The organism is Modestobacter sp. SYSU DS0904, from assembly GCF_054051115.1.
Window position 1 is genome coordinate 1 of the sequence record NZ_JBJHAQ010000002.1, and the last position, 24499, is coordinate 24499.

The following is a 24499-nucleotide window of genomic DNA, read 5'->3' on the forward strand; positions in this document are numbered from 1 at the left end:
GTGTGCCGGCGGCCGGCCGTCGGCGCACGGAGCCGGTCGCACTCCATCGGTTAGGCTGGCAGGTCGAGAGCCCCCGACGGCTGGGGTGCACGCCCCCACACCCCCCGGTCCACGGGCAAGGAGACGAACTGTGATCGAAGGCGCCCTCAACGTGCTGCTGGTGCTGCTGAGCATCGGCCTGATCGTGCTGGTCCTGCTGCACCGCGGCAAGGGCGGTGGCCTGTCGTCGATGTTCGGCGGCGCGGCCTCCTCGTCGCTGGCCGGCAGCTCGGTCGTGGAGAAGAACCTGAACCGGGTCACCGTGCTCTTCGGGGTCCTGTGGACAGTCTGCATCGTCGCCCTGGGCATCCTGATCAAGGCCTGAAGAAGGACCCCCTCCTCCTCACCCCTCGCAATCTCGGGGCGAGCCTCTGGACGGGGCCGCGGCCGGTGCCCGCGGAAAAGGCATGCTGCCGATCGCGTGCCGGTACGGACGGTGTCCGCATCGTGACCTGGGTAACGCTCGGTAGGCCCTAGACTGCCCGCGCGGTGATCAACTCGTCACCGTCGACGGAGCTGACATCAGGGGGCCGTACATGGCTGGTGGGAACGCGATCCGGGGCAGCCGAGTGGGCGCTGGCCCGATGGGGGAAGCCGAGCGCGGTGAGGCAGCCCCGCGCCACCGCATCGGTTTCTGGTGCGCCAACGGGCACGAGTCGCGGATCGCCTTCGCGGCCGAGGTCGAGGTACCGGAGACCTGGGACTGCCCGCGGTGCGGTCTGCCGGCCGGCACCGACCAGCAGAACCCCCCGCCGGCGCCCCGTACGGAGCCGTACAAGACGCACCTGGCCTACGTGCGGGAGCGGCGTTCCGACGAGGACGGCGACGCCCTGCTCGAAGAGGCGCTGACCCGACTGCGCGCCCGCCGGGGCGCCTGAACGGCGAGGGCCCGGGTGCACCACGCACCCGGGCCCTCGCCGTTCGCGCACCGGGGACGGGGACGCGGGTACCGCGCCTACCGCTGCGCGCGGAGGAGCCGGCTGGCGGCGGCCTCGTCGAGCAGCCAGCGGGTCGCCCGCCTGCCCCGGGCTCCGGCCGCCGGGATCTCCAGCCGGGTGGCGCCGGAGAGCGCCCGGGCAACGGCCTCGGCCTTGCCCTCGCCGCTGACCAGCAGCCACACCTCCTCGGCGGAGGTGATCGCGGAGAAGCCCAGGCTCACCCGGGTCGGCGGCGGCTTCGGGCAGTCCCGGACGGCGACCACCGGACGCTCGTCCCGGGCGGCGGGGGAGTCGGGGAAGATCGACGCCACGTGGCCCTCGGGTCCCATGCCCAGCAGCAGGACGTCGAAGCGGGGCAGCTCCGCACCCTCACCGGCGGCTGCGGACAGTTCCCCGGCGTACCAGGCGGCGGCGTCCTCGGGCTCGTCGAACCCGGCGTCGGACGACGGCATGGCGTGCACCCGCTCGGGCGGGATGCCGGCCGGCAGGACCAGGGTCTGCCGGGCACCGAGCTCGTTGCGGTCGCCGGAATCGGCGGGGACGAAGCGCTCGTCGCCCCACCACACGTCCACCGCTGTCCAGTCGACGACCGCCTGCTCGGGCTCGGCCACGAGCTCCGCGACCCGCTGGAGCACGGCGGTACCGATCCCGCCGCCGGTCACCACGACCGACGCGGTGCCGTGCACGGCCTGGGCGGCGGCCAGCCGCGCGACGAGCGCGGAGGCCACGGACCGGGCCAGCCGGTCGGCGTCGGGCAGCACGACCACGTCGGGCGTCTGGCCCTCCTGCAGGGGCCCGCCGCGAGCTTGCGAGTGGTGGGCGGCAGGAGGGTCCTTCTGCTGGCTCATCGCCGTCCTGCCTTCTTCGCGGCGGGTGCACCGGCGGACTGCACGATCGGCTGCTCGTCGGAGTCGTCGGCGGGGGAGTCGTGCTCGCCGCTCTCGGCGATCTCGTCGGTGTCACCGGGGGTGTCGGGCACGGTGGGCGCGGGTGCGGCCGCCGTACCGGACGCCTCGGCCAGCTCGTCGGGCGAGTTCAGCTCCAGCTCCGCCGCCGCGGCCGACTGCTCCGGCCGCATCGGGTCGTACCAGACGTGGTCACGGCAGGCGGGGCGGTCGGAGAGCCCGGAGAGCCCGGAGACCGCCTCCAACGCCTCGCTGTAGGGCTCGTCGGGGTCGAGCCGGCGCAGCTCCTCCCCGATCAGCTCGCCCATCGAGCGGTCGGCCAGCGCGACGACGGCCTCCGGTCGGAACGGCTGCGTGATGACCGCCCCGCCCTTGCGGTCGTCCTCGACCCGCAGCTCCTCGTCCTGGTCCAGCTGCAGCGCGACGGCGTGCACCCCCGACGGCCCGGGGACCCGGGCGGTGCTGCCGACCCGGATGTCGCAGCCGCACCGGGCGGACAGCCACCCGGCGATCAGCTGGGCGGTGGCGCTGGCCGGGTCACCCTCGACCCGGCCGCCGCGGACCCGCACCGGCTCGCCGCGCCGGCCGGCCACGGAGTCCAGCGTGGAGGCGAGCGTCGCCCGCCACGGCGTGCTCCGGGTCCAGGCCAGGTCCGTGTCGCCGGGGGCGTAGTCCGACGCCCGGTTGCGCAGTGCGGCCGCCGGGTCCTCCGCCAGCGCGGAGTCGGTGATCCGCCGGTCGGCGATGACCCCGAGCGCGTCGCGCTCGATGCGCTCCGGTGGCGCCTCGTGCCACCAGGTGACGACGGGGGCGTCCGCGGCCAGCAGCGGCAGCACCACCGACTCGGCGTGCAGGCCCAGCCGGCCGTACATGCGCATCACGACGGCCTCACCCGGCCCGAGCCGGCCACCGATCAGCACCTCGGCGTCCAGCCGGGGCGCCGGGGCCTCGATCTGGCGGCGGACGACGATCAGCAGCCGGCAGGGGTGCGACTCGGCGGCCGCGGCGGCGGCCTGCTCGGCCTCGGCGACCCGGCGTTCGTCGGCGATGACCACCAGGGTCAGCGCGACGCCGCTCATCACGGCGCCGCCGGTGCGGCGCTGGGCCGCCAGTTCCTTGACCACCGCAGATCCGGTGGTGTCCCACAGCGTGGTCACGAGGTCAGCTCCTCAGCTCGCGAGGGTGGGGCAGGGCAGGGATCCCGGTCACGGTCGGCGCCACGCCCGGCCCTCGGCCTCGAGCATGGCGTCGGCAGCCCGGGGGCCCCACTCGCCGGCCCGGTAGGAGTGCGGGGTGGTGCCGGCCCAGAAGTGCTCCAGCGGGTCGATGACCGCCCAGGAGGCCTCGACCTCGGCGTTGCGGGGGAACAGCGTGGCGTCGCCGAGCAGCACGTCCAGCAGCAGCCGCTCGTAGGCCTCGGGGCTGGCCTCGGTGAACTGCTCGCCGTAGAGGAAGTCCATCGCGACGTCGCGGACCTCCATCACGCTGCCCGGCACCTTGGACCCGAACTTCAGCGTCACGCCCTCGTCCGGCTGCACCCGGATGACCAGCTGGTTGTGGCCCAGCTCCTCGGTGTCGGTCGGGGCGAAGGGCAGGTGCGGGGCGCGCCGGAAGGAGAGCGCGATCTCGGTGACCCGCCGGGGCAGGCGCTTCCCGGTGCGCAGGTAGAACGGCACCCCGGCCCAGCGGCGGGTCTCGACGCCCAGCCGGACGGCGGCGTAGGTCTCGGTCGTCGACTCCGGGTCGACGCCCTCCTCCTGCTGGTATCCCTTCGCCCGCTGGCCGGCGAGCCAGCCCTGCTCGTACTGGCCGCGGATCGCGAACTGCGCCATGTCCCCGTCGGCGGGGATGGAGATCGCGCGCAGCACCTTGAGCTTCTCGGTGCGGATCTCCTCGGCGGAGAACTCGACCGGCTCCTCCATGGCGGTCAGCGCGAGCAGCTGCAGCAGGTGGTTCTGCAGCACGTCCCGGGCGGCGCCGGTCTTCTCGTAGAACCCGGCGCGCCCACCGATGCCGACGTCCTCGGCCATGGTGATCTGCACCGAGTCGACGTGGTGGCCGTTCCAGATCGGCTCGAACAGCGTGTTCGCGAAGCGGAGGGCGAGCAGGTTCTGGACCGTCTCCTTGCCCAGGTAGTGGTCGATCCGGAACACGTCGTCGGCGGTGAAGACCGAGTCGACCAGCGCGTTCAGCTCGCGGCTGGAGGCCAGGTCGGTGCCGAACGGCTTCTCCACGACGACCCGGCGCCACCGCTCCTGGGTGCTCTCGGCCATGCCGGTGCGCTGCATCTGCTTGAGCACGACGGGGAACAGCGCCGGCGGGATGGAGAGGTAGAACGCGGCGTTGCCGCCGATGCCGTGGCTGCCCTCCAGCTCGGCCAGGTTCTCGGCGAGCTCGTCGAAGGCGTTGTCGTCGTCGAAGGAGCCCTGGACGAAGCGGACGCTGTTGGCCAGCCGCTCCCAGACCTCCTCGCGCCACGGGGTGCGGGCGTGCTCGCGGGCGGCCGAGCGGGCCAGCTCGGAGAACTCCACGTCGCCCCAGTCACGGCGGGCGAAGCCCAGCAGGGCGAAGTTGGTGGGGAGCAGGCCGCGGTTGGCCAGGTCGTAGACCGCCGGGAGGAGCTTCTTGCGCGAGAGGTCACCGGTGATGCCGAAGACGACGAGAGCGCAGGGCTCGGGTACTCGGGGCAGCCGCCGGTCCCGCGGATCGCGTAGCGGATTGGTGGACATCGGCTCCGTCCTCGATCGCTGGGTGCCCGCCGTCCGGCCCGGGAGGACCGGGCCGGACGGCGGGTCGGGTGCTGCAGCGTTGTTCAGGTGGTGCGGTGCGGGTGCGCCGGGAGCCGGCGCACCGTCACTTCTTGTCCTGCAGCTGCTCCTGCACGGAGGCGGTGAGCTCGTCCCAGGAGTCGACGAACTTCTGCACGGCCTCGTCCTCGAGGACGCGGAAGACGTCGTCCAGGTCGACGCCGGCGTCGGCGACGGCCTGCATGACCTGCGCGGCGTCCGCGTAGGCCGACTGCACCGGGGTGCCGGCCTGGCCGTGGTCGGCGTAGGCCTGCATGGTCTTCTCCGGCATGGTGTTCACCGTGTCCGGGGCGATCAGCTCGGACAGGTACATCGTGTCGGAGTACTCCGGGTTCTTGACCCCGGTCGACGCCCACAGCGGACGCTGCTTGCTGGCGCCCTTGGCCTCCAGCGCCTTCCAGCGGTCGGAGGAGAACACCTCCTCGTAGGCCTGGTAGGCCAGCTGGGCGTTGGCCACGCCGGCCTTGCCCTTGAGCGAGGCGTCGGCGCCGGCGTCGTCCAGCCGCTTGTCGATCTCGGTGTCCACCCGGGACACGAAGAAGGAGGCGACGGACTCGATCCCCTCGAAGGAGGCGTCCGGGTTCTCGGCCAGGCGCTGCTCGAGGCCGGCGATGTAGGCCTCCATCACCGCCTTGTAGCGCTCGAGGCTGAAGATCAGCGTCACGTTCACGCTGATGCCGGCCGCGATCGTGCTGGTGATCGCGGGGAGGCCCTCGAGGGTGGCCGGGATCTTGATGAACAGGTTCGGCCGGTCGACCAGCCACCACAGGTGGGCGGCCTCGGCAGCGGTCGCATCGGTGTCGCGGGCCAGGCCCGGGGCCACCTCCAGCGAGACGCGGCCGTCGCGGCCGGTGCGCGCGGCCACCGGTGCGAGCAGGTCGCAGGCGTCCCGGACGTCGGCGGCGGTGATGGTGCGCAGCGCCTCCTCGACGCTCACCTTCCGCACGGCCATGGCGTGCAGCTGGTCGTCGTAGGAGTCCGAGCCGCTGATCGCGGCGGCGAAGATCGACGGGTTGGTGGTGACGCCGACGACGCTCTGCTCGTCGACCAGCGACTGCAGGTTGCCGCTGCGGATGCGGTCACGCGAGAGGTCGTCGAGCCAGACGGCGACCCCCGCCTTCGACAGCTGTGCCAGGTTCTCGTTCTGGGCCATCTCGTGCCCTCCTGTCGTGGGTGGTGTGGTTCGTGGCCCCGCTGGGGCCCGCCGCGATGCGGGTGGCGGGCCCCAGCGGGGTCGTTCCTCAGTGGTCGCCGGTGGCGTCGGAGCCGTAGACCCCGCCGCGGGAGACCCCGGCTCCGCTGGGGGGAGTGGCACCCGAGGCCGCGGCCTCGATGCTCTCCCGGGCAGCGGCGACGACGGCGTCCTCGGTCAGCCCGAACTCCTCGTACAGCTTCGAGTAGGACGCGCTGGCGCCGTAGTGGTTCAGGCCGACGATCCGGCCGGCGTCGCCGACGAACTCGCGCCACCCCATGGGGACGCCGGCCTCGACGCTGACCCGCGCCTTGACCGAGGCGGGCAGCACCTCGAGGCGGTAGGCCTCGTCCTGCTCGGCGAACCACTCCCAGCAGGGCAGCGAGACGACCCGGGTCGGGACGCCGGCGGCCTCGAGCTGCTCGCGGGCGGCGACGGCGATCTGCACCTCGGAGCCGGTGCCCATGAGGATCACCTCGGGGGAGCCGTTGGAGGCCTCGGCGAGCACGTAGCCGCCCTTGGCGACGCCCTCGGCGGAGCCGAACTCGGTCCGGTCGAACACCGGCAGGTTCTGCCGGGACAGCGCCAGGCCGGCCGGCCGGTCGTTGTGCTCCAGGATCGTCCGCCAGGCGACGGCGGTCTCGTTGGCGTCGGCGGGGCGGACGAAGTCCAGCCCGGGGATCGCCCGCAGCGCGGCGTAGTGCTCGATCGGCTGGTGCGTCGGGCCGTCCTCGCCCAGGCCGATGGAGTCGTGGGTCCACACGTAGGTGACCGGCAGCTGCATCAGCGCCGCCAGCCGCACCGCACCGCGCATGTAGTCGGAGAAGGTGAGGAACGTGCCGCCGTAGACGCGGGTGCCGCCGTGCAGCGCGATGCCGTTCATGACCGCGCCCATGGCGTGCTCGCGGACGCCGAAGTGGAGGGTGCGGCCGTAGGGGCCACCCGTCCACATCTTGGTCTGCCGGTTCGCCGGCACGAACGACGGCTCGCCCTTGACCGCGGTGTTGTTGCTCTCCGCCAGGTCGGCCGAGCCGCCCCACAGCTCGGGGAGCTCGGGGTAGAGCGCGGCCAGCACCTCACCCGAGGCCTTCCGGGTGGCGACGCCCTTGGGGTCGGCGTCCCAGGTCGGCAGGTTCGCCGCCCAGCCCTCGGGGAGGGTGCGGGTGGTCATCCGCTCCAGCAGTGCCCAGCCCTCGGGGTTGGCCTGCTGCCACGCGTCGAAGTCCGACTGCCAGGCGCGGTGCGCCTCCTGGCCCCGGGTGACGGCCTTGCGGGTGTGCTCGATGACCTCGGGGGTGACCTCGAAGGTCTTCTCCGGGTCGAAGCCGAGGATCTCCTTGGTGGCCTTGACCTCGTCGTCGCCCAGCGCCGAGCCGTGCACCGCGCCGGTGTTCTGCTTGTTCGGCGACGGCCAGCCGATGACGGTGCGCAGCACGATCAGCGAGGGGCGGGTGGTCTCGGCCTTGGCGGCGGCGAAGGCGGCGTCGAGGGCGGCGAGGTCCTCACCGTCGTCGACGTGCTGCACGTGCCAGCCGTAGGCCTCGTACCGCTTGCCGACGTCCTCGGTGAAGGCGACCGTGGTGTCGTCCTCGATGGAGATCTGGTTGTCGTCGTAGACGAGCACGAGGTTGCCCAGCTGCTGGGTGCCGGCCAGCGACGACGCCTCGGCGCTGACGCCCTCCTCCAGGTCGCCGTCGGAGGCGAACGCCCAGATGGTGTGGTCGAACAGGCTCTCGCCCTCGGGGGTCTCCGGGTCGAACAGGCCGCGCTCGCGGCGGGCCGCCATGGCCATGCCGACGGCGTTGCCCACGCCCTGGCCCAGCGGGCCGGTGGTGGTCTCGACGCCGGCGGTGTGGCCGACCTCCGGGTGGCCGGGGGTCTTCGAGCCCCAGGTGCGCAGCGCGCGCAGGTCGTCGAGCTCCAGGCCGTAGCCGGCCAGGTAGAGCTGGACGTACAGGGTCAGGCTGGAGTGGCCCATGGAGAGCACGAACCGGTCGCGGGCGACCCAGTTCGGGTCGCTGGGGTCGTGCTTGAGCCACTTCTGGAACAGCAGGTAGGCGGTGGGCGCCATGCTCATCGCGGTGCCGGGGTGGCCGTTGCCGACCTTCTGCACCGCGTCCATCGCCAGCACGCGGGCGGTGTCGATGGCCTTGCGGTCGAGCTCGCCGAAGCCCTCGGGCAGCGTCTGACGGGGCTGGCGCGGGGAGCCGGTGGCGGTGTCGGTGGCGGCCTCCGCCGGCGCCTCGGGGCGGGTTGCTTCGGTCGAAGAGGAGTTGTCAGTGCTCATGTGGCGCTCGGTGCTCCCTCGGGGTAGGTCGATGCCGGGCCGCCCGGGGGCGCAGGGACCCACCCACCCCGGGCGGACGACGGTGCGCACCACGGCCGCCCCGGTCGGGCACGGTCGGAAGTCGGGAGCGGTGGGTGCGCCGGCGTCCTCGACGACCGCCCTACCCGCTCTACGCGCAGAGTCAACGTGATCAAACCCTAGTGGTGCCCGGCCATTCCCATCGAGTCACCCGGTTAGAGTGGTCGCGCAATCCCATCCCCCTGCGGAGAAGGACCTCGTGGTGCCCTGCTGCCCGCGCGACGCCGCGCTCCTGGGCCCCCGGTGACGGCGATCGCCGACCGCCCCGTCGGCCGTACCCGCCCGCGGCGTCCGGTCCGCGCGACGGGGGCCGCCTACGTCTCGCTGACCAAGCCGAAGCTGGTCGAGCTGCTGCTGGTCACCACGCTGCCGGCGATGATGCTCGCGGCCGGGGGCTGGCCGGGCACCGGTCTGGTCGTCGCCACCCTGGTCGGCGGCATGCTCGCCGCCGGGGCCGCCAACACCGTCAACTGCTGGTACGACCGGGACATCGACCGGCTGATGTCCCGCACCCGGAACCGGCCGATCCCCAGCGGGGTGATCGAGCCCCGGGCCGCGCTGATCTTCGGCGTGCTGCTGGCGTGGATCTCGCTGGTGCTGCTCGGGCTGTTCACCACGCCGCTGGCCACGGCCCTCGCGGCCGCCGCGGTGCTGGCCTACTCGGTGCTGTACACGATGGTGCTCAAGCGCCGGACCCGGCACAACACCGTGTTCGGCGGGCTGCCGGGCGCCGCCCCGGTGCTGATCGGGTGGGCGGCCGTCACCGGATCGCTGGACTGGCCGGCCTTCGTCTTCTTCGGCATCGTCTTCTGCTGGCAGATGCCGCACTTCTGGGCGCTGGCCAGCCGGTTCCGCTTCGACTACTTCCGGGCCGGGGTGCCCATGCTCTCCGTGGTGGCCGGGCCGGTCACCGTCGGGCGGCAGTCCGTCGCCTGGGCCTGGGGCACCCTGGGCACCTCGCTGCTGATGGTGCCGGTGACGCCGCAGCTGGGCTGGATCACCGGCATCGCCACCCTGGGCCTGGGCGCCTGGTACGTCGCCGAGTCGCACGCCTGGTTGCGGCGGATCAAGGCCGGCGTCCCCGACCGCCCGATGCGGCTCTTCTCGGTGTCGATCACCTACATGACGCTGCTGTCGATCGCCCTGGTCGTCGACGTCCTCGCCTGACGAAGGACCCCGCTGCCCCCGGCACTCGCGCCCGTAGGGCCGCCTGGTCGAACGGCGGGCGCTGAGTGCCAGCCGGCCGCGGCAGAACCGGCAGTCAGCGCTCGCTGTCGCCGTGCGGCGCTGCGCGGTCGCGGCCGGCCGGCCGGTGGCGGCCTCGCGGGCGGGGGCGGCGTCGACGGGTAGCTCCGACGCCGGGCCGCGGACCGGCTCGCTGGGCAGGCGTCCCGTTCCGGCGTGCTTGGTCCCTCAGGTCCGCTCCGGCTCATCGCCACTGGCCCGGGGGCCGCCCAGTCGGCCGCGCCAGTCGTAGACCCGTGCGTGGACACCAGGCGCGCTCTCTGCCCACTCGTCCGTGGCGCCGTACAGATGGTGCGAGCCGTCAGCCATCACGACCTCGAACTCCGCCGGTGCGACGTCGCCGAGAGCGCTGCCGTCCAACGGCCCACCACGCGCCACGGCTCTGGGGACAGGAGCCGGGTCGATGGTCACACCGGTCACGGTAGGTGGGTGGAGGGCCAGCGGTGCCGGACGTCGTCCCGGTCGCGACCGTCCGGCCTCTCAGCGGGTGGCGGCCTCGCGGGCGGGGGCGGCGTCGACGGGCAGCTCCGACGCCGGGCCGCGGAGGGCCCACACCAGGCGCGCCGTGTAGACGGTGATCAGCACCGCGCCGGCCATGTGCAGCAGCACCAGCACCGCCGGCAGGTTCGTGAAGTACTGGGCGTACCCGACGACGCCCTGGAGCAGCTCCACGACCAGCAGGTCACGGACGGCGCGGCGGACCCGGGCGGGGGCGTCGGTGGCGTGCAGCCCGACCAGCAGCGCCACGGTCAGGCCGATGAGCAGGAAGACGGCGTCGGCGTGCAGCTGGCTCATCAGCTCCGGGTCGAGGCCGGTGCGACCGGCCTCCGGGTCGCCGCTGTGCGGACCGCTGCCGGTGACGACGGTGCCGAGCACCTGCACCACGGCGACGGTGACCGCGAGCCCGGCGGTCAGCAGCGCGAACGGGCGGCGGACCAGCAGCTGGCCCACCCCCGGCTCGCGGGAGCGCAGCCACAGGATCGTCGCGATCGCCACCAGGACCATCGACAGCAGGAAGTGGGCGGCCACCGTCCACGGGTTGAGGCCGGTGAGCACGGTGACCCCACCCAGCAGCGCCTGCGCCGGGATGCCCAGGAAGCTCAGCACCGCCAGCCGGCGCAGGTCGTGGCGGGCCGACCGGAAGACGGCCACCACGGTGGCGATCGCCACGGCGGCCAGCACGAAGGTCAGCAGGCGGTTGCCGAACTCGATCATCCCGTGCCCGGCGAGCTCCGGCGTCGACACGAAGCTCTCGTCGGTGCACCGCGGCCAGGTGGGGCAGCCCAGTCCCGAGCCGGTCAGACGGACGGCGCCACCGGTGAGGACGATCAGCCCGTTCGCCACCAGGTTGGCCAGTGCGATGCGGGACACGGTCGAGGGGCGCACCGCGGCCGAGCGGACCGAGGCGGGAAGAACGGACACGGCTCCGATGCTATCCACGTCGGTGCCCTCACCGGCCCGGCCGAACGGCCCGCCGGTGCCCTCCCCGGCCCCGCCACCCCGGCCGACCGCGCTGATCAGGCCGTCGAGGTGCAGCGCGCCCGGAGCGGGTAGGTGAGCACCGCCACATCGACACGAGAGGCGGCCTACTCCAGATGAGCAGCGGTTTCCCGGGCGGTCCCTACGGCGGCAGCCCGTTCGACGACTTCTTCCAGGCGTTCCTCGGCATGAGCGGTGGCCCCGGCGGGGCGCGGCGCGGGATGCAGCGGGTGGACATCACCCAGCTGCTCAGCTCGCACTCCCGGGAGGTGGTCTCCGCCGCGGCGCAGCAGGCCGCCGCGTGGGGCAGCCCCGACCTGGACACCGCCCACCTGCTGTGGGCGCTGGCCGGGCACGAGCCGACGCGCACCCTGCTGGCCCGCAGCGGCGCGGACGCCGACGGCCTGCGGGACGTGCTGGCCGAGCAGCTGGGCGGCGGCGAGCCCACCGGGCAGCCGCCGGCGCTGACCCCGGCGGCCAAGCGGGCCCTGCTCGACGCCCACCAGGTGTCGCGCGCCAGCGGCTCCACCTACATCGGCCCCGAGCACCTGCTGTTCGCGCTGGCGCTCAACCCGGAGTCCGGCGCCGGCCGGGTGCTGGGCGGTGCCCGGGTGACCCCGGAGGGGCTGCAGCGGGCAGCGGCCGGCGGTCCCGTCCCGGCCGCCGGTGGCGGTGGGGGAGAGCAGCCCCCGTCGAGCACCCCCACGCTCGACGAGTACGGGCGCGACCTCACCGCGTTGGCCCGGGACGGCAAGATCGACCCGGTCATCGGCCGCGCGCAGGAGATCGAGCAGACCATCGAGGTGCTCTCCCGGCGGAACAAGAACAACCCGGTGCTCATCGGCGAGGCCGGCGTCGGCAAGACCGCCATCGTGGAGGGCATCGCCCTGCAGATCGTGGACGGCGACGTCCCCGAGTCGTTGCGCGACCGCCGGCTGGTCGAGCTCGACCTCACCGGCCTGGTCGCCGGCACCCGCTACCGCGGTGACTTCGAGGAGCGGCTGAAGAAGGTGATGGACGAGATCCGCGAGCACAGCGACGAGGTGATCGTCTTCATCGACGAGCTGCACACCGTCGTCGCCGCCGGCGGCTCGGAGGGCTCGGCGGGCGCGGGCAACATGCTCAAGCCGGCCCTGGCCCGGGGCGAGCTGCACATCGTCGGTGCCACGACGCTGGACGAGTACCGGCGCAACATCGAGAAGGACGCGGCCCTGGAGCGGCGGTTCCAGCCGGTGCTGGTGCCCGAGCCCAGCGTGCTGGACACCATCGAGATCCTGCGCGGCCTGCGCGACCGGTACGAGGCCCACCACCAGGTGCGGTTCACCGACGAGGCGCTGGTCGCCGCGGCGGAGCTGTCCGACCGGTACGTGACCGAACGGCACCTGCCGGACAAGGCGATCGACCTGATCGACCAGGCCGGCGCCCGCACCCGGCTGCGGGTGCGGCGGCCGACCACCGACCTGCGTGCGCTGGAGCAGCGCGTGCAGGAGCTGCAGCGGGAGAAGGACCAGGCCGTCGCTGCCGAGCAGTACGAGCGGGCCTCCAGCCTCCGCGACGAGTGCCAGGCGGCGCAGGCCGAGCTGGAGCGGGCCCGCTCCGGCGGGGATGCGGGCATCCCCGAGGTGGGGACGGCGGAGATCGCCGAGGTGGTCTCCCGGGCGACCGGCGTGCCGGTGTCCCAGCTGACCGAGGAGGAGCGCGACCGGCTGCTGCGGCTGGAGGACGTGCTGCACCAGCGGGTCGTCGGCCAGGACGAGGCGGTCGGGGTGGTCGCCGAGGCCATCCGGCGCTCGCGCGCGGGTCTGGGTGACCCGGACCGGCCGATCGGCAGCTTCCTGTTCCTCGGCCCGACCGGCGTCGGCAAGACCGAGCTGGCCCGGGCGCTGGCGGAGGCGCTGTTCGGCGACTCCGACCGGATGATCCGGCTGGACATGAGTGAGTTCCAGGAGCGGCACACGGTCAGCCGGCTGGTCGGCTCGCCCCCTGGCTACGTGGGGTACGAGGACGCCGGTCAGCTCACCGAGGCGGTCCGCCGCCGGCCCTACTCGGTGGTGCTCTTCGACGAGGTCGAGAAGGCGCACCCGGACGTGTTCAACACGCTGCTGCAGCTGCTGGACGACGGCCGGCTCACCGACTCCCAGGGGCGCGCGGTCGACTTCACCAACACCGTGGTGATCATGACCAGCAACCTGGGGTCGGAGGCGATCGTCAACACCGCCGGCCCGCTGGGGTTCACCAGCAACGAGGAGGGGCGCGGCCAGGGGCGCGAGAACTCGGTGCGCGACGCGGTGATGCGGCGGCTGAAGGAGGCGTTCCGGCCGGAGTTCCTCAACCGGATCGACGAGATCGTCGTCTTCCGGCAGCTGGAGCCCGAGCAGCTGGCCCGGATCACCGACCTGCTGCTGGACGAGACCCGGCGCCGGCTCGCCGCCCAGGACATCGCGATCGAGGTCACGCCGGAGGCGGTCGCCTGGCTGGCCGAGCGCGGCTTCGAGCGCCAGTTCGGTGCCCGGCCGCTGCGCCGCGCGATCCAGCGGGACGTCGACAACCAGCTGTCCCGGATGGTGCTCGGCGGCCAGCTCAGCGCTGGCCAGCGGGTCCGGGTCGGCGTGGTGGACGGCGCGCTGGACTTCGCCGTCGACGACGTCGAGCCCAACACGGTGGCCAGCGCCGAGACCGAGGCGGAGAGCGAGGCCACGGCCGGGGTGTGACCTGCCTCTCGGGAGGCCCGCAGGTAAGGGCGACCTTGCTTGCGGGCCTCCCGATTAAGCACACAATCGTGTTGTGGAATCCGCTGCGCCCCGTGTCCCGACCCCGGCTCCGGCCGGCGCCGGGACCGTGCCGTCCCCGGCCCCGCCGGTCGAGGACGGTCGCACCCGGAACCGGGTGAGCGCGCTGCTCCTGGAGCACGGTCCGCAGTCCGCCGCGGAGCTCGCCGGCCGGCTGGGGATCTCCCCGGCCGCCGTCCGCCGGCACCTCGACGGCCTGCTGGCCGCCGGCCGGGTGACGGAGCGGGAGGCAGCTGCCGGTCGCCGGAGCCGGGGGCGCCCCGCCCGCCGGTTCGCGCTCACCGAGGTCGGCCGGGCCTCCTTCCCGCACGCCTACGACGACCTCGCGCTCACCGCGCTGCGGTTCGTCGCCGCCCACGGCGGCCCCGAGGCGGTGCGGGAGGTCGCCGAGCAGCAGCTCGCCGGGCTGGAGGAGCGCTGCTCCGCCGCGGTCGAGCAGGCCCAGCGGGACGCCACCGAACCCGTGGACCGGGCCGAGGTGGTCGCCGCCGCGCTCACCACCGAGGGCTACGCGGCGATGGCGATGTCCCTCGGCGGTGGCGCGATCTCCGGCGGCGAGCAGCTCTGCCAGCACCACTGCCCGGTGGCCCACGTGGCCGCCGAGTTCCCGCAGCTGTGCGAGGCTGAGACCGCGGTGATCAGCCGGCTGGTGGGCACCCACGTGCAGCGGCTGGCCACCATCGCCCACGGGGACGGCATCTGCACGACGCACATCCCCGCCCGTCCACCCCGGGACCCCGGGCCGCACATCCCCGCCCCCAACCAGCGCGCCGGGAACAAAGCCGTCCCGGCACGCCCTGTACCTGCTGGTCGCGCCACAGCCGGGACGGCTGGCGCCAGCACTCGTTCCACCCCCTCGATCGACCGGGAGAGGACCCCCGCATGACCAGCACCCAGCAGCCGGTGACCAGCGCACCGATGACGCAGGACGAGACGATCGACGCTCTCGGCCGGTACAAGTACGGCTGGTCGGACGCCGACGTCGCCGGCGCCTCGGCCACCCGTGGCATCAACGAGGACGTCGTCCGTGACATCTCGCGCCGCAAGAACGAGCCCGAGTGGATGCTCGAGCGCCGGCTCAAGGCGCTGAAGATCTTCGGCCGGAAGCCCATGCCCGACTGGGGCTCGGACCTCTCCGGGATCGACTTCCAGAACATCAAGTACTTCGTGCGCTCCACCGAGGCGCAGGCCACCTCGTGGGAGGACCTGCCCGACGACATCAAGAGCACCTACGACAAGCTGGGCATCCCGGAGGCGGAGAAGCAGCGGCTGGTCTCCGGTGTCGCGGCCCAGTACGAGTCCGAGGTCGTCTACCACAAGATCCGCGAGGACCTCGAGGAGCAGGGCGTCCTCTTCCTGGACACCGACACCGCGCTGCGCGAGCAGCCCGAGCTCTTCCGCGAGTACTTCGGCTCGGTCATCCCGGCCGGGGACAACAAGTTCTCCGCGCTGAACACCGCGGTGTGGTCCGGCGGCTCGTTCATCTACGTGCCCAAGGGCGTCCACGTGGAGATCCCGCTGCAGGCCTACTTCCGGATCAACACCGAGAACATGGGCCAGTTCGAGCGCACCCTCATGATCATCGACGAGGGCGCCTACGTGCACTACGTCGAGGGCTGCACCGCGCCGATCTACAAGACCGACTCGCTGCACTCCGCGGTCGTCGAGATCATCGTGAAGAAGAACGCCCGCTGCCGGTACACGACCATCCAGAACTGGTCGAACAACGTCTACAACCTGGTCACCAAGCGGGCCGTGGCCCACGAGGGCGCGACCATGGAGTGGGTCGACGGCAACATCGGCTCCAAGGTGACGATGAAGTACCCGGCCGTCTGGATGACCGGCGAGCACGCCAAGGGCGAGGTCATGTCCATCGCCTTCGCCGGTGAGGGCCAGCACCAGGACGCCGGCGCCAAGATGGTGCACGCCGCGCCGCACACCTCCTCGACGATCGTGTCGAAGTCGGTGGCCCGAGGCGGTGGCCGCACCTCCTACCGCGGCCTGGTGCAGATCGACGAGGGCGCCTACGGCTCCAAGTCGACGGTGAAGTGCGACGCGCTGCTGGTCGACACGATCAGCCGCTCGGACACCTACCCCTACGTCGACGTGCGCGAGGACGACGTCTCGATGGGCCACGAGGCGACCGTCTCCCGGGTCAGCGAGGACCAGCTCTTCTACCTGATGAGCCGCGGGCTCTCCGAGGACGAGGCGATGGCGATGGTCGTGCGCGGCTTCGTCGAGCCGATCGCCCGGGAGCTGCCGATGGAGTACGCCCTCGAGCTGAACCGCCTGATCGAGCTGCAGATGGAAGGTGCTGTCGGCTGATGTCGGCCCCGAACACCGGTACTGACGACCAGACCACCCTCACGACCGATTCGGCCACCCTCGCCGGGGAGCTCTTCGCCCCCGGCGTGGGTGCGCAGGCGGGCCCGCCGACCACCCCGGCGGCCGGCACCGGCTCGGCCGGCGACGCGCCCCCCGGGTCGCACTCGCACGGCGGCCCCGCGCCGACCGGCTCGCCGGCCGAGCGGTTCACCTCCACCGACCCCGACGCCTTCGGCGTGGTGACCGGCCGGGAGGAGGAGTGGCGCTTCACCCCGATGCGCCGCATCCGCCCGCTGCTGGACGGCGCACCCTCGCAGGCGCAGCTGACCTGGTCCACCGACCTCCCCGAGGGTGTCGAGCTGACCAGCGTCGAGGTCGACGACCCGCTGCTCAAGGGCCTGCCCGAGCCGGTCGACCGGCTCGCGGCGCTCACCCGCCAGCGCAGCGGTGGCGCGGCCGTCGTCCGGATCGCCAAGGAGGCCGTGCTCGACCGCCCGGTCACCCTCGGGCTGGCCGGCACCGGCGGCGACGAGGTCGTCTGGGGCCAGCTGGTCATCGAGGTCGGCGCGTTCGCGCAGGCCACGGTCGTGCTGGACCACAGCGGCCTGGCCCGCTACGCCGGCTCGGTCTCCTTCCTGCTCGGCGACGGGGCCCAGGTCACCGTCGTCTCCGTGCAGGACTGGGCTCCGGGCGCGGTGCACGGCGCGCAGTACGACTCCGTCATCGGCCGGGACGCCCGCCTCAAGCAGGTCGCGGTGACCCTCGGCGGTGACCTGGTCCGGCTGGTGAACAACGTGCAGTACGCCGGCCCCGGCGGCTCGGTCGACATGCTCGGCGTGTACTTCGCCGACGAGACCCAGCACCAGGAGCACCGGCTCTGGGTCGACCACGGCACGCCGAACTGCTCCAGCAACGTCGTCTACAAGGGCGGCCTGCAGGGGGAGAAGGCGCACACCGTGTGGGTCGGCGACGTCCGGATCCGCCCCGCGGCCACCGGCACCGACACCTACGAGCTCAACCGCAACCTGGTGCTCACCGACGGCGCCCGCGCCGACTCGGTGCCGAACCTGGAGATCGAGACCGGCGAGATCGTCGGCGCCGGTCACGCCAGCGCCACCGGCCGGTTCGACGACGAGCAGCTGTTCTACCTCTGCTCCCGCGGCATCGACGCCGAGACCGCCCGCCGTCTGGTGGTGCGCGGCTTCTTCGCCGACGTCGTCCAGCAGATCGGCCTGCCCGAGCTGCAGGACCGGCTGATGGGCACCATCGAGCGTCGGCTCGGCGCACTGCCCGACCTGGACGAGCAGTCGGTCGAGGTGGCCTGATGGCCTTCGCACGTGTCTGCGGCCGGTCCGAGGTGCCCGAGGACGGCGCACTGCGGATCGAGCTGGCCGACGTCGACGTGGCGGTGGTGGACTTCGACGGCGAGCTGTTCGCCATCGAGGACCGCTGCTCGCACGCCGACATCCCGCTGACCGAGGGCGACATCGAGGAGGTCGACGGCGCGCCCACCATCGAGTGCGCGCTGCACGGCTCCTGCTTCGACCTGCGCACCGGCCAGCCCACCAACCTGCCGGCCACCGAGCCGGTCCCCGTCTACCCGGTCCGGGTGGAGGGCGACGACGTGCTGATCGACGTCGACGCCCCCCTCGCCGCGGCCAACTGACCAAGGAGCGAGAACACCCGTGACCAGCCCCACCGCGACCCCGTCCGCCACCGGCCTGCAGGCCGGGAGCGTCCTGGAGATCCGCGACCTGCACGTGACCGTCGGCGAGGGCGACGAGGCCAAGGAGATCCTCCGTGGCGTCGACCTGACCGTCCGCGGCGGCGAGACCCACGCGATCATGGGCCCCAACGGGTCCGGCAAGTCGACCTTGGCCTACTCGATCGCCGGCCACCCCAAGTACACGATCACCGGCGGCACGGTGACCCTCGACGGCGAGGACGTCCTCGCGATGACCGTCGACGAGCGCGCCCGGGCCGGCCTGTTCCTGGCCATGCAGTACCCGGTCGAGGTCCCCGGCGTCTCGGTGTCGAACTTCCTGCGCACCGCGGCCACCGCGGTCACCGGCCAGGCGCCGAAGCTGCGCACCTGGGTCAAGGACGTGCGCACCGAGATGGAGAACCTCGAGATGGACTCGGCGTTCGCCGAGCGCAACGTCAACGAGGGCTTCTCCGGCGGTGAGAAGAAGCGCCACGAGATCCTGCAGATGCGGCTGCTCAAGCCGAAGATGGCGATCCTGGACGAGACCGACTCCGGCCTGGACGTCGACGCGCTGCGGGTCGTCTCCGAGGGCGTGAACCGGGCCAAGGCCGACAGCCCGGTCGGCGTCCTGCTGATCACGCACTACACGCGGATCCTGCGGTACATCAAGCCCGACTTCGTGCACGTCTTCGTCGCCGGTCGGGTCGTCGAGGAGGGCGGCCCGGAGCTGGCGCAGAAGCTCGAGGACGAGGGCTACGCCGCCTACGTCAAGGACTCGGCCGAGCAGGCCGCCATCGAGAAGGCCGACACGGAGGCCCACCAGTCATGACCCAGACCGTCTCGCGTCCCGATGGGGCGCAGCAGGCGCCGCTGCCCCTGGACGTCGAGGCGATCCGGGCGGACTTCCCGATCCTGACGCGCACGGTGCGCGACGGGCGTCGGCTGGTCTACCTCGACTCCGGGGCCACGTCGCAGAAGCCGCGCTCGGTGCTCGACGCCGAGCGGGACTTCTACGAGAACCACAACGCCGCCCCGCACCGCGGCGCGCACCAGCTCGCCGAGGAGGCCACCGGCCTCTACGAGGCGGCGCGGTCGAAGGTGGCCGCCTTCATCGGCGCCCCCGAGCGGGAGATCGTCTTCACCCGCAACAGCACCGAGTCGATCAACCTGGTCGCCTACGCGCTGAGCAACGCCGCCACGGCGAAGGAGCCGGAGTTCCGCCGGTACGCCGTGGGGCAGGGCGACGAGATCGTCGTCACCGAGATGGAGCACCACGCCAACCTGCTGCCCTGGCAGCAGCTGTGCGAGCGCACCGGGGCGACGCTGCGCTGGCTCGGGCTCACCGACGACGGCCGGCTGGACGTCTCCGACCTGGACACCGTGGTCAACGAGCGCACCAAGCTGGTCGCGGTCACCCAGCAGTCGAACATCCTCGGCACGATCAACCCGCTCGAGGGCATCATCGCCCGGGCGCACGAGGTCGGCGCGCTGGTGCTGGTCGACGGCGCGCAGTCGGTGCCGCACCAGCCGGTCGACGTCGCCGCGCTGGGCGCGGACCTCCTGGTCTTCTCCGGGCACAAGATGCTCGGCCCGACCGGCGTCGGCGTGCTGTGGGGCCGGTACGAGGTGCTCGACGCGCTGCCGCCGTTCCTCACCGGCGGCTCGATGATCGAGGTGGTGCGGATGGAGGGCAGCACGTTCCTGCCGCCGCCGCAGCGGTTCGAGGCCGGCGTCCCGATGACCGCGCAGGTGATCGGGCTCGGCGCGGCCGTGGACTACCTGCAGCGGCTGGGCATGGACAAGGTGCTGGCGCACGAGGAGGCGCTCACCGAGTACGCCCTCGCGCAGCTGCAGGCCATCCCCGGCGTCACCGTGATCGGCCCGCCGGACACGGTGGCCCGCGGTGGGGCGATCAGCTTCACCGTCGAGGGCGTCCACCCGCACGACGTCGGCCAGGTCCTCGACGACCTCGGCGTCGAGGTCCGGGTGGGCCACCACTGCGCCTGGCCGGTGGTCCGGCGCTACGGGGTGCCGGCCACCACCCGTGCCACCTTCTACGTGCACACCGGTTACGACGACGTCGACGCGCTCGTCGACGCCGTGCGGGAAGCCCAGCGCTTCTTCGGTGTTGCACCTGCTGTGACCGAGGGCGGGGCGAGCTGATGCAGCTGGAGTCGATGTACCAGGACATCATCCTGGACCATTACCGGAACCCGCACGGGCGCGGTCTGCGCGACCCGTTCGAGGCCGAGGTGCACCACGTCAACCCGACCTGCGGCGACGAGGTCACCCTGCGGGTGCACCTGGAGGGCGACACGATCGCCGACGTCTCCTACGAGGGCATGGGCTGCTCGATCAGCCAGGCGTCGGTGTCGGCCATGTACGACCTGGTGCTCGGCAAGTCGGTGCCCGAGGCGCTGGCCACCGGCGAGCACTTCATGATGCTGATGCAGAGCAAGGGCGACTCGTCCGTGGCCGAGGGGCTGGAGGAGGAGCTGGAGGACGCCATCGCGTTCGCCGGCGTCTCCAAGTACCCGGCCCGGGTCAAGTGCGCGCTGATGAGCTGGATGGCGCTGAAGGACGCGAGCGCCCGCGCGCTGTCCTCCGCCCCGACCGAGGGAGTGAACCGATGAGCGAGACCACCGAGCCGGCTGCGGCCGAGGGCATCTACGGCGGCAAGTCCGCCCTGATCGAGGACCTCGAGGAGGCCATGCGCGACGTCGTCGACCCCGAGCTGGGCGTCAACGTCGTCGACCTCGGGCTCGTCTACGGGCTGGACGTCGACACCGAGGCCAACGTCGCGATCATCGACATGACGCTGACGTCGGCCGCCTGCCCGCTCACCGACGTGATCGAGGACCAGGCCCGCCAGGCGCTGACCGGCGGCCCCGGCCCCGGCCTCGTCGGCGACATCCGGATCAACTGGGTCTGGATGCCGCCGTGGGGCCCCGACAAGATCACCGACGACGGCCGTGAGCAGCTGCGCGCGCTCGGCTTCCGCGTCTAGCCACACCGCGTCTGGCCACACCGCGTCTGGCCACACCGCTTCTGGCCCCACCGCGAGCCGACGAGGGCCCGCACCCCGACCGGGGTGCGGGCCCTCGTCGGCTCAGTCGCACCCCCACGCCGGCTCGGCCACCGGCCACGCCTCTACCGCGCCGGAGGGCTCCACCAGGTAGGCCTCGCGCGGGTCCTCGCCGGGCGGCAGCTCCAGCCGCACGCCGGCCTCGTTCCGGAAGCCCGTGCCGACCGCGTCGTCGGGCAGGGTCGCCTCTCCGTCGAACGCCGCCGCGAGAGCGGGGGAGACGACCCCGTCGGGGTCCCGGACGAACTGGCGCCGCACACCGGCGCCCGGCGGCCAGGCCACGTCCAGGAAGAGGGCCTGCTCCCAGTCGCAGTGCTCCTCCCCGCGGTACAGCGCCAGCTCGGCCCGGTCGACCGGGCCGCCGGCGTCCGCCCAGGCACCGAGGAACGGCGAGTCCGCGCCGCCGCAGGCGCTGACGCCGGTCGCCAGGAGTGCGAGCGCCCCCACGACAGCGGACTTCTGCGTGCAGTGGCTGTACCGACTCCGCGTCATCGCAGGTCGGTGACGCGGGCGAGGGCAGCCCGGGCCCGGGCGCGCCGGTCCTCGTAGACCGCGCCTGCCGTGAGCAGCACGGCGCCGGCGGCCCCGACCACGAGCAGACCGGTCAGCGGCAGGTAGGCGATCACCCGCCCCAGGGCCACGGCGGCCAGCGACGCGGCGCCCACCACCAGCGGCGCCTGCACCGCCCAGCGGCTGCCGGCGACGGCGGTGAGCGTCGCGGCGAGGACGACGAGCACCAGCCGCAGCAGGTCCGGCTCGGTGACCGCCAGCCACACCGACGGGGCGAAGGCGACCACCAGCCCCGGGCCCCAGGCGGGCCACGAGGCGCCGGTGACCAGCCGCCGTCCCGAGTACAGCCACAGCACCGCCGCGGCCGGCAGCGTGTAGGCCTCCGGCACGGCGATGCCGGCCTGGCCGGCGGCCAGCCACGCCGCCACGACGAGCGCGGCGGACCCGCCGGCCCGGGCGGGTGCCCGGTCGGTGACCGTGCCGGACGCGACGAAGCCCGCGCCGACCACGGCGAGCCCGAGGGCCAGGCCACCCAGGTGCCCGGCGCGGGCCAGGTGCACCAGCCCCAGCAGGGCGACGCCGGCGGCCGTCCAGGTCAGCGGCAGCTCCGCCCGGTGCCCGCGCAGGGCGGTCGCGCTGCCCAGGGCCAGCAGGCACAGCAGCACCAGCAGCTGACCGGCCGGTGCCGGCCCGAGGCTGCCGTCGGCCTCGGCCAGCAGCACGGCGGCGGCCAGGCAGCCGACCGCGATCGGCAGCGCGCCGGGGCGGTCGGTGGGCTGGCGGGCAGCGACCACCACCGCGGGGACGGCGGCGACGGCCAGCAGGGCGGCCAGCGCCGACCAGTGCCCCGAGCCGAGCAGCTGCACGACGGCCAGCCCGGTGAGCACCGCGGCACCGGCCAGGCCGGCCGGCCGGAGCGGGGCGGCCCGCTCCGGCGAGGCCACCGCACCCACCACCGTGGCCAGCGCCAGGCCCAGGTACCCGCTGGTCAGCACCCCGACCAGCCCGGCGGCCTGCAGCAGGCCGGCGACGGCGGCCCCGGCCACCATCCCGGCGAGCACCGGCACCGCCGCCCGTGGACCGAGCAGCGACCGCAGGTCACGCCGGCGGCGCAGGGCGAGCAGCGCGCCGGCCGCCAGCAGCATCAGCACCGCCGGCGCGACGGCGACGGCGACCGACTCCGTCGTCCAGACCAGGGCGGAGCCCTCCACCACCCCGGTGACCCACCAGGCGGCCGCGGTGACCAGGGTGACCACCGCGACGGCCCGGCGGGCGGCCAGCGTGGCCGCGAGGCCCACGACGGCGGTGGCCAGCACGGCGCTGGCGTGCGGGGCCAGCGACAACCCGGAGCCGGTCAGCCCGCTCAGCACCGCCCCCTGGGCGGCGCCCCAGGCGGCGGTCGGCCAGGTCAGGGTCGACCGCCCGATCAGGCCGAGGACGGCGAACACCGCGGCGAGCAGCGCGAGCAGCACGGCGGTGGGGCCGCCGGGCCCGTCCCCGGCCGACCACGCGCCCACCGCGGCGAGCACCACCGCGGCGGAGGCGAGCGCCTCCTCGCTGCTGCGCAGGCCCCGGCGGCCGGCCCGCAGCGAACCCAGGGTGGCGGCGACGGTCAGCAGGGTGACCACGAGCAGCCCGGGGACGGAGCCGGCGTCGGTGAGCGAGGCGGCCCCCGCGGCGACCACGGCGACCGCGCCGGCGCCGAGCAGGACCTGCTGCGGCGCGACGTCGCCGGGCCCGGCCTCGGCCGGTGCCGGCGGTGGTGGCGACGGCCGCCCCAGCGGGGGTGGGTAGTCGACCTCCCGCCTCGGCACGGTGGTCCTCCTCCCCGACGGCTCAGGTGTGACGCTCGGGGTCCGAGGTTCCCAGACCGGCGGGCCGCGCGCGGGTTCAGCCGGTCGTCGGGCGATCGGTCAGGGTCAGCTGGACGGTGTCCGTGCCGCCGTCGGCGTGCAGCACCTCCAGCTCGAGGGTGTCGCCGGGCTCGTGCTGCCGCACCACGGCGACGAGGTCCTCGGCGGTGCGCACCGGTTCGCCGTCGGCCTCGGTGATCACCTCACCGGGCTGCAGCCCGGCCACGTCGGCCGGGCCGCCCGGGGTGACGCTCGTGACGACGGCGCCCGCGGACCGGGACAACCCCAGCTGGTCGGCGATCTGCTCGGTGAGCGTGGCCGGGGCGAGCCCGGCGAAGGCGTGGTCGACGGTGCCGGTCCGCCGCAGCTGCTCCACCACGTCGACGACGACCGCCGCGGGGATGGCGAAGCCCAGGGACACCGCCCCGGTGGAGGGCGGGATGTGGGCCTCGTTGATGCCGATCACCTCGCCGGCGTCATTGGCCAGCGCACCGCCGCTGTTGCCCGGGCTGATGGCGGCGTCGGTCTGGATCAGGCCGACCAGGGGCGGCCGGCCCTGGGCGGCCGAGCCGGGGATGTCCCGGTGCAGCCCGGACACGATGCCCGTGGTGACGGTGTTCTCGAAACCCAGCGGGCTGCCGATGGCGATGGCCGGGGCACCGACCTGCGGGGCGTCCTCCTGGAAGCTGGCCGCGGGCAGGCCCTGCCGGTCGGCGCGGACCAGGGCGAGGTCGGAGATCGGGTCGGCGGCCTCGACGGTGCCCGGCACCCGCTGACCGTCGGCGAAGGCGATCTCGACCTGCTCGTTCCCGGCGACGACGTGCGCGTTGGTGACGATCAGCCCGTCGCTGCGGTACACGACACCGCTCCCCAGGCCCTCCGAGGCGAAGATGGTGACCACGCTCGGTCGCAGCTGCTGCACCACCTCGGGCACGGTGATCGAGGTGGCCGCGGTCGCGCTGCCGGCGGCTGCGCTGCCGGAGTCCGAGCCGTCGTCGGTGCTGCAGCCGGCGGTCAGGGCGAGCAGGGCGGCGGCGGTGACGGCGCGAACGGCCGGGGAGCGGAGGGGGTCCGGGGTCCTGGCATGCGGTTCCTCGGGGGTGGGTGGACCGGCATCCGCGCGGCTGGACGGGCGCCCGGGGCTGGGCGACGAGCCGGCGATCCGACCCTAGGTGCGATCCGCGCGGCCCGGCCACCGGAGCCATCGGGGGTGCCCGCTCTCACGGGCGAATCCCCTGGGCGCGCCACGCTGCCCGCTCTAC

General features: G+C 73.6%; 22 protein-coding genes. 12 read left to right on the top strand and 10 right to left on the bottom strand.

Going from position 1 to position 24499, the window contains the following annotated elements; genetic code table 11:
• Window positions 1-130: 130 nt before the first annotated feature.
• Window positions 131-364, top strand: coding sequence for a preprotein translocase subunit SecG (gene secG, locus ACI79U_RS01180; protein ID WP_457064240.1), 234 nt, complete (start codon window positions 131-133; stop codon window positions 362-364).
• A 211-nt stretch (window positions 365-575) separates the two neighbouring features.
• Window positions 576-917, top strand: coding sequence for an RNA polymerase-binding protein RbpA (locus ACI79U_RS01185; protein ID WP_457064242.1), 342 nt, complete (start codon window positions 576-578; stop codon window positions 915-917).
• 77 nt (window positions 918-994) lie between these two features.
• On the opposite strand, the gene pgl is transcribed toward ACI79U_RS01185, so the two are convergent.
• The 5 genes from pgl to tkt all read right to left on the bottom strand — a co-directional run bounded on the left by pgl (window position 995) and on the right by tkt (window position 8168).
• Window positions 995-1825, bottom strand: a complete 831-nt coding sequence (pgl, locus tag ACI79U_RS01190; protein WP_457064244.1) for a 6-phosphogluconolactonase — start codon at window positions 1823-1825, stop codon at window positions 995-997.
• Window positions 1822-3039 carry a glucose-6-phosphate dehydrogenase assembly protein OpcA gene (locus ACI79U_RS01195; protein ID WP_457064246.1) on the bottom strand — a complete coding sequence of 406 codons (1218 nt, stop codon included), beginning with the start codon at window positions 3037-3039 and terminating at the stop codon, window positions 1822-1824. The genes pgl and ACI79U_RS01195 overlap by 4 nt, the downstream gene beginning before the upstream one ends.
• Before the next feature lie 48 nt (window positions 3040-3087).
• Window positions 3088-4611, bottom strand: coding sequence for a glucose-6-phosphate dehydrogenase (zwf, locus tag ACI79U_RS01200; RefSeq protein ID WP_457064248.1), 1524 nt, complete (start codon window positions 4609-4611; stop codon window positions 3088-3090).
• Window positions 4612-4735: 124 nt separating this feature from the next.
• Window positions 4736-5842 (bottom strand): transaldolase, encoded by a 1107-nt coding sequence (gene tal, locus ACI79U_RS01205; protein ID WP_457064250.1) that lies wholly within the window; start codon window positions 5840-5842, stop codon window positions 4736-4738.
• An 88-nt stretch (window positions 5843-5930) separates the two neighbouring features.
• Entirely contained in the window at window positions 5931-8168 is a 2238-nt protein-coding gene (gene tkt / locus ACI79U_RS01210) for a transketolase (protein WP_457064252.1), read from the bottom strand.
• Between the two features lie 321 nt (window positions 8169-8489).
• On the opposite strand from tkt, the gene ACI79U_RS01215 reads away from it, so the two are divergent.
• Window positions 8490-9413, top strand: a complete 924-nt coding sequence (locus ACI79U_RS01215; protein ID WP_457064254.1) for a heme o synthase — start codon at window positions 8490-8492, stop codon at window positions 9411-9413.
• A gap of 246 nt (window positions 9414-9659) precedes the next feature.
• Here the strand turns inward: ACI79U_RS01215 and ACI79U_RS01220 are convergent, their stop codons facing one another.
• Together ACI79U_RS01220 and ACI79U_RS01225 are read right to left on the bottom strand one after the other, a co-directional pair.
• Entirely contained in the window at window positions 9660-9902 is a 243-nt protein-coding gene (locus ACI79U_RS01220) for a hypothetical protein (protein ID WP_457064256.1), read from the bottom strand.
• 69 nt (window positions 9903-9971) lie between these two features.
• Window positions 9972-10913 carry a COX15/CtaA family protein gene (locus ACI79U_RS01225; RefSeq protein WP_457064258.1) on the bottom strand — a complete coding sequence of 314 codons (942 nt, stop codon included), beginning with the start codon at window positions 10911-10913 and terminating at the stop codon, window positions 9972-9974.
• Between the two features lie 173 nt (window positions 10914-11086).
• On the opposite strand from ACI79U_RS01225, the gene ACI79U_RS01230 reads away from it, so the two are divergent.
• The 9 genes from ACI79U_RS01230 to ACI79U_RS01270 all read left to right on the top strand — a co-directional run bounded on the left by ACI79U_RS01230 (window position 11087) and on the right by ACI79U_RS01270 (window position 20796).
• Window positions 11087-13681, top strand: coding sequence for an ATP-dependent Clp protease ATP-binding subunit (locus tag ACI79U_RS01230; protein ID WP_457064260.1), 2595 nt, complete (start codon window positions 11087-11089; stop codon window positions 13679-13681).
• A gap of 175 nt (window positions 13682-13856) precedes the next feature.
• A complete protein-coding gene (locus tag ACI79U_RS01235; RefSeq protein WP_457064262.1) occupies window positions 13857-14645 on the top strand; it encodes a helix-turn-helix transcriptional regulator in 789 nt (262 codons plus the stop codon).
• Window positions 14646-14677: 32 nt separating this feature from the next.
• Window positions 14678-16084 (top strand): Fe-S cluster assembly protein SufB, encoded by a 1407-nt coding sequence (gene sufB / locus ACI79U_RS01240; protein WP_457064698.1) that lies wholly within the window; start codon window positions 14678-14680, stop codon window positions 16082-16084.
• The gene (gene sufD, locus ACI79U_RS01245) at window positions 16084-17409 is read left to right on the top strand and encodes a Fe-S cluster assembly protein SufD (RefSeq protein WP_457064264.1); all 1326 of its coding nucleotides are present in this window, start codon (window positions 16084-16086) and stop codon (window positions 17407-17409) included. The genes sufB and sufD overlap by 1 nt, the downstream gene beginning before the upstream one ends.
• Complete coding sequence (locus ACI79U_RS01250) at window positions 17409-17750, top strand: non-heme iron oxygenase ferredoxin subunit (protein WP_457064266.1); 342 nt, start codon at window positions 17409-17411, stop codon at window positions 17748-17750. The genes sufD and ACI79U_RS01250 overlap by 1 nt, the downstream gene beginning before the upstream one ends.
• A gap of 19 nt (window positions 17751-17769) precedes the next feature.
• Window positions 17770-18618 (top strand): Fe-S cluster assembly ATPase SufC, encoded by an 849-nt coding sequence (gene sufC / locus ACI79U_RS01255; RefSeq protein ID WP_457064268.1) that lies wholly within the window; start codon window positions 17770-17772, stop codon window positions 18616-18618.
• The gene (locus ACI79U_RS01260) at window positions 18615-19952 is read left to right on the top strand and encodes a cysteine desulfurase (RefSeq protein WP_457064270.1); all 1338 of its coding nucleotides are present in this window, start codon (window positions 18615-18617) and stop codon (window positions 19950-19952) included. The genes sufC and ACI79U_RS01260 overlap by 4 nt, the downstream gene beginning before the upstream one ends.
• Window positions 19952-20422: a Fe-S cluster assembly sulfur transfer protein SufU gene (gene sufU, locus ACI79U_RS01265; protein ID WP_457064272.1), complete on the top strand. Its 471-nt coding sequence runs from the start codon at window positions 19952-19954 to the stop codon at window positions 20420-20422. Before ACI79U_RS01260 ends, sufU begins: the two co-directional genes overlap by 1 nt.
• A complete protein-coding gene (locus ACI79U_RS01270) occupies window positions 20419-20796 on the top strand; it encodes a metal-sulfur cluster assembly factor (RefSeq protein ID WP_457064274.1) in 378 nt (125 codons plus the stop codon). The genes sufU and ACI79U_RS01270 overlap by 4 nt, the downstream gene beginning before the upstream one ends.
• A 102-nt stretch (window positions 20797-20898) precedes the next feature.
• Here ACI79U_RS01270 and ACI79U_RS01275 read toward each other — a convergent pair whose 3' ends face one another.
• From ACI79U_RS01275 to ACI79U_RS01285, 3 genes are all read right to left on the bottom strand, one after another.
• Entirely contained in the window at window positions 20899-21366 is a 468-nt protein-coding gene (locus ACI79U_RS01275; RefSeq protein ID WP_457064276.1) for a hypothetical protein, read from the bottom strand.
• The gene (locus ACI79U_RS01280; RefSeq protein ID WP_457064278.1) at window positions 21363-23198 is read right to left on the bottom strand and encodes an SCO7613 C-terminal domain-containing membrane protein; all 1836 of its coding nucleotides are present in this window, start codon (window positions 23196-23198) and stop codon (window positions 21363-21365) included. The genes ACI79U_RS01275 and ACI79U_RS01280 overlap by 4 nt, the downstream gene beginning before the upstream one ends.
• A gap of 76 nt (window positions 23199-23274) precedes the next feature.
• Complete coding sequence (locus ACI79U_RS01285; protein WP_457064280.1) at window positions 23275-24162, bottom strand: S1C family serine protease; 888 nt, start codon at window positions 24160-24162, stop codon at window positions 23275-23277.
• Between the last annotated feature and the right edge of the window lie 337 nt (window positions 24163-24499).

Coding starts and splice junctions, on each gene's coding strand:
- ACI79U_RS01185 (WP_457064242.1), top strand. CDS start 576: ATGGCTGGTGGGAACGCGATCCGGGGCAGCCGAGTGGGCGCTGGCCCG.
- pgl (WP_457064244.1), bottom strand. CDS start 1,825: ATGAGCCAGCAGAAGGACCCTCCTGCCGCCCACCACTCGCAAGCTCGC.
- zwf (WP_457064248.1), bottom strand. CDS start 4,611: ATGTCCACCAATCCGCTACGCGATCCGCGGGACCGGCGGCTGCCCCGA.
- tal (WP_457064250.1), bottom strand. CDS start 5,842: ATGGCCCAGAACGAGAACCTGGCACAGCTGTCGAAGGCGGGGGTCGCC.
- tkt (WP_457064252.1), bottom strand. CDS start 8,168: ATGAGCACTGACAACTCCTCTTCGACCGAAGCAACCCGCCCCGAGGCG.
- ACI79U_RS01230 (WP_457064260.1), top strand. CDS start 11,087: ATGAGCAGCGGTTTCCCGGGCGGTCCCTACGGCGGCAGCCCGTTCGAC.
- sufB (WP_457064698.1), top strand. CDS start 14,678: ATGACGCAGGACGAGACGATCGACGCTCTCGGCCGGTACAAGTACGGC.
- sufD (WP_457064264.1), top strand. CDS start 16,084: ATGTCGGCCCCGAACACCGGTACTGACGACCAGACCACCCTCACGACC.
- ACI79U_RS01250 (WP_457064266.1), top strand. CDS start 17,409: ATGGCCTTCGCACGTGTCTGCGGCCGGTCCGAGGTGCCCGAGGACGGC.
- ACI79U_RS01260 (WP_457064270.1), top strand. CDS start 18,615: ATGACCCAGACCGTCTCGCGTCCCGATGGGGCGCAGCAGGCGCCGCTG.
- sufU (WP_457064272.1), top strand. CDS start 19,952: ATGCAGCTGGAGTCGATGTACCAGGACATCATCCTGGACCATTACCGG.
- ACI79U_RS01270 (WP_457064274.1), top strand. CDS start 20,419: ATGAGCGAGACCACCGAGCCGGCTGCGGCCGAGGGCATCTACGGCGGC.
- ACI79U_RS01275 (WP_457064276.1), bottom strand. CDS start 21,366: ATGACGCGGAGTCGGTACAGCCACTGCACGCAGAAGTCCGCTGTCGTG.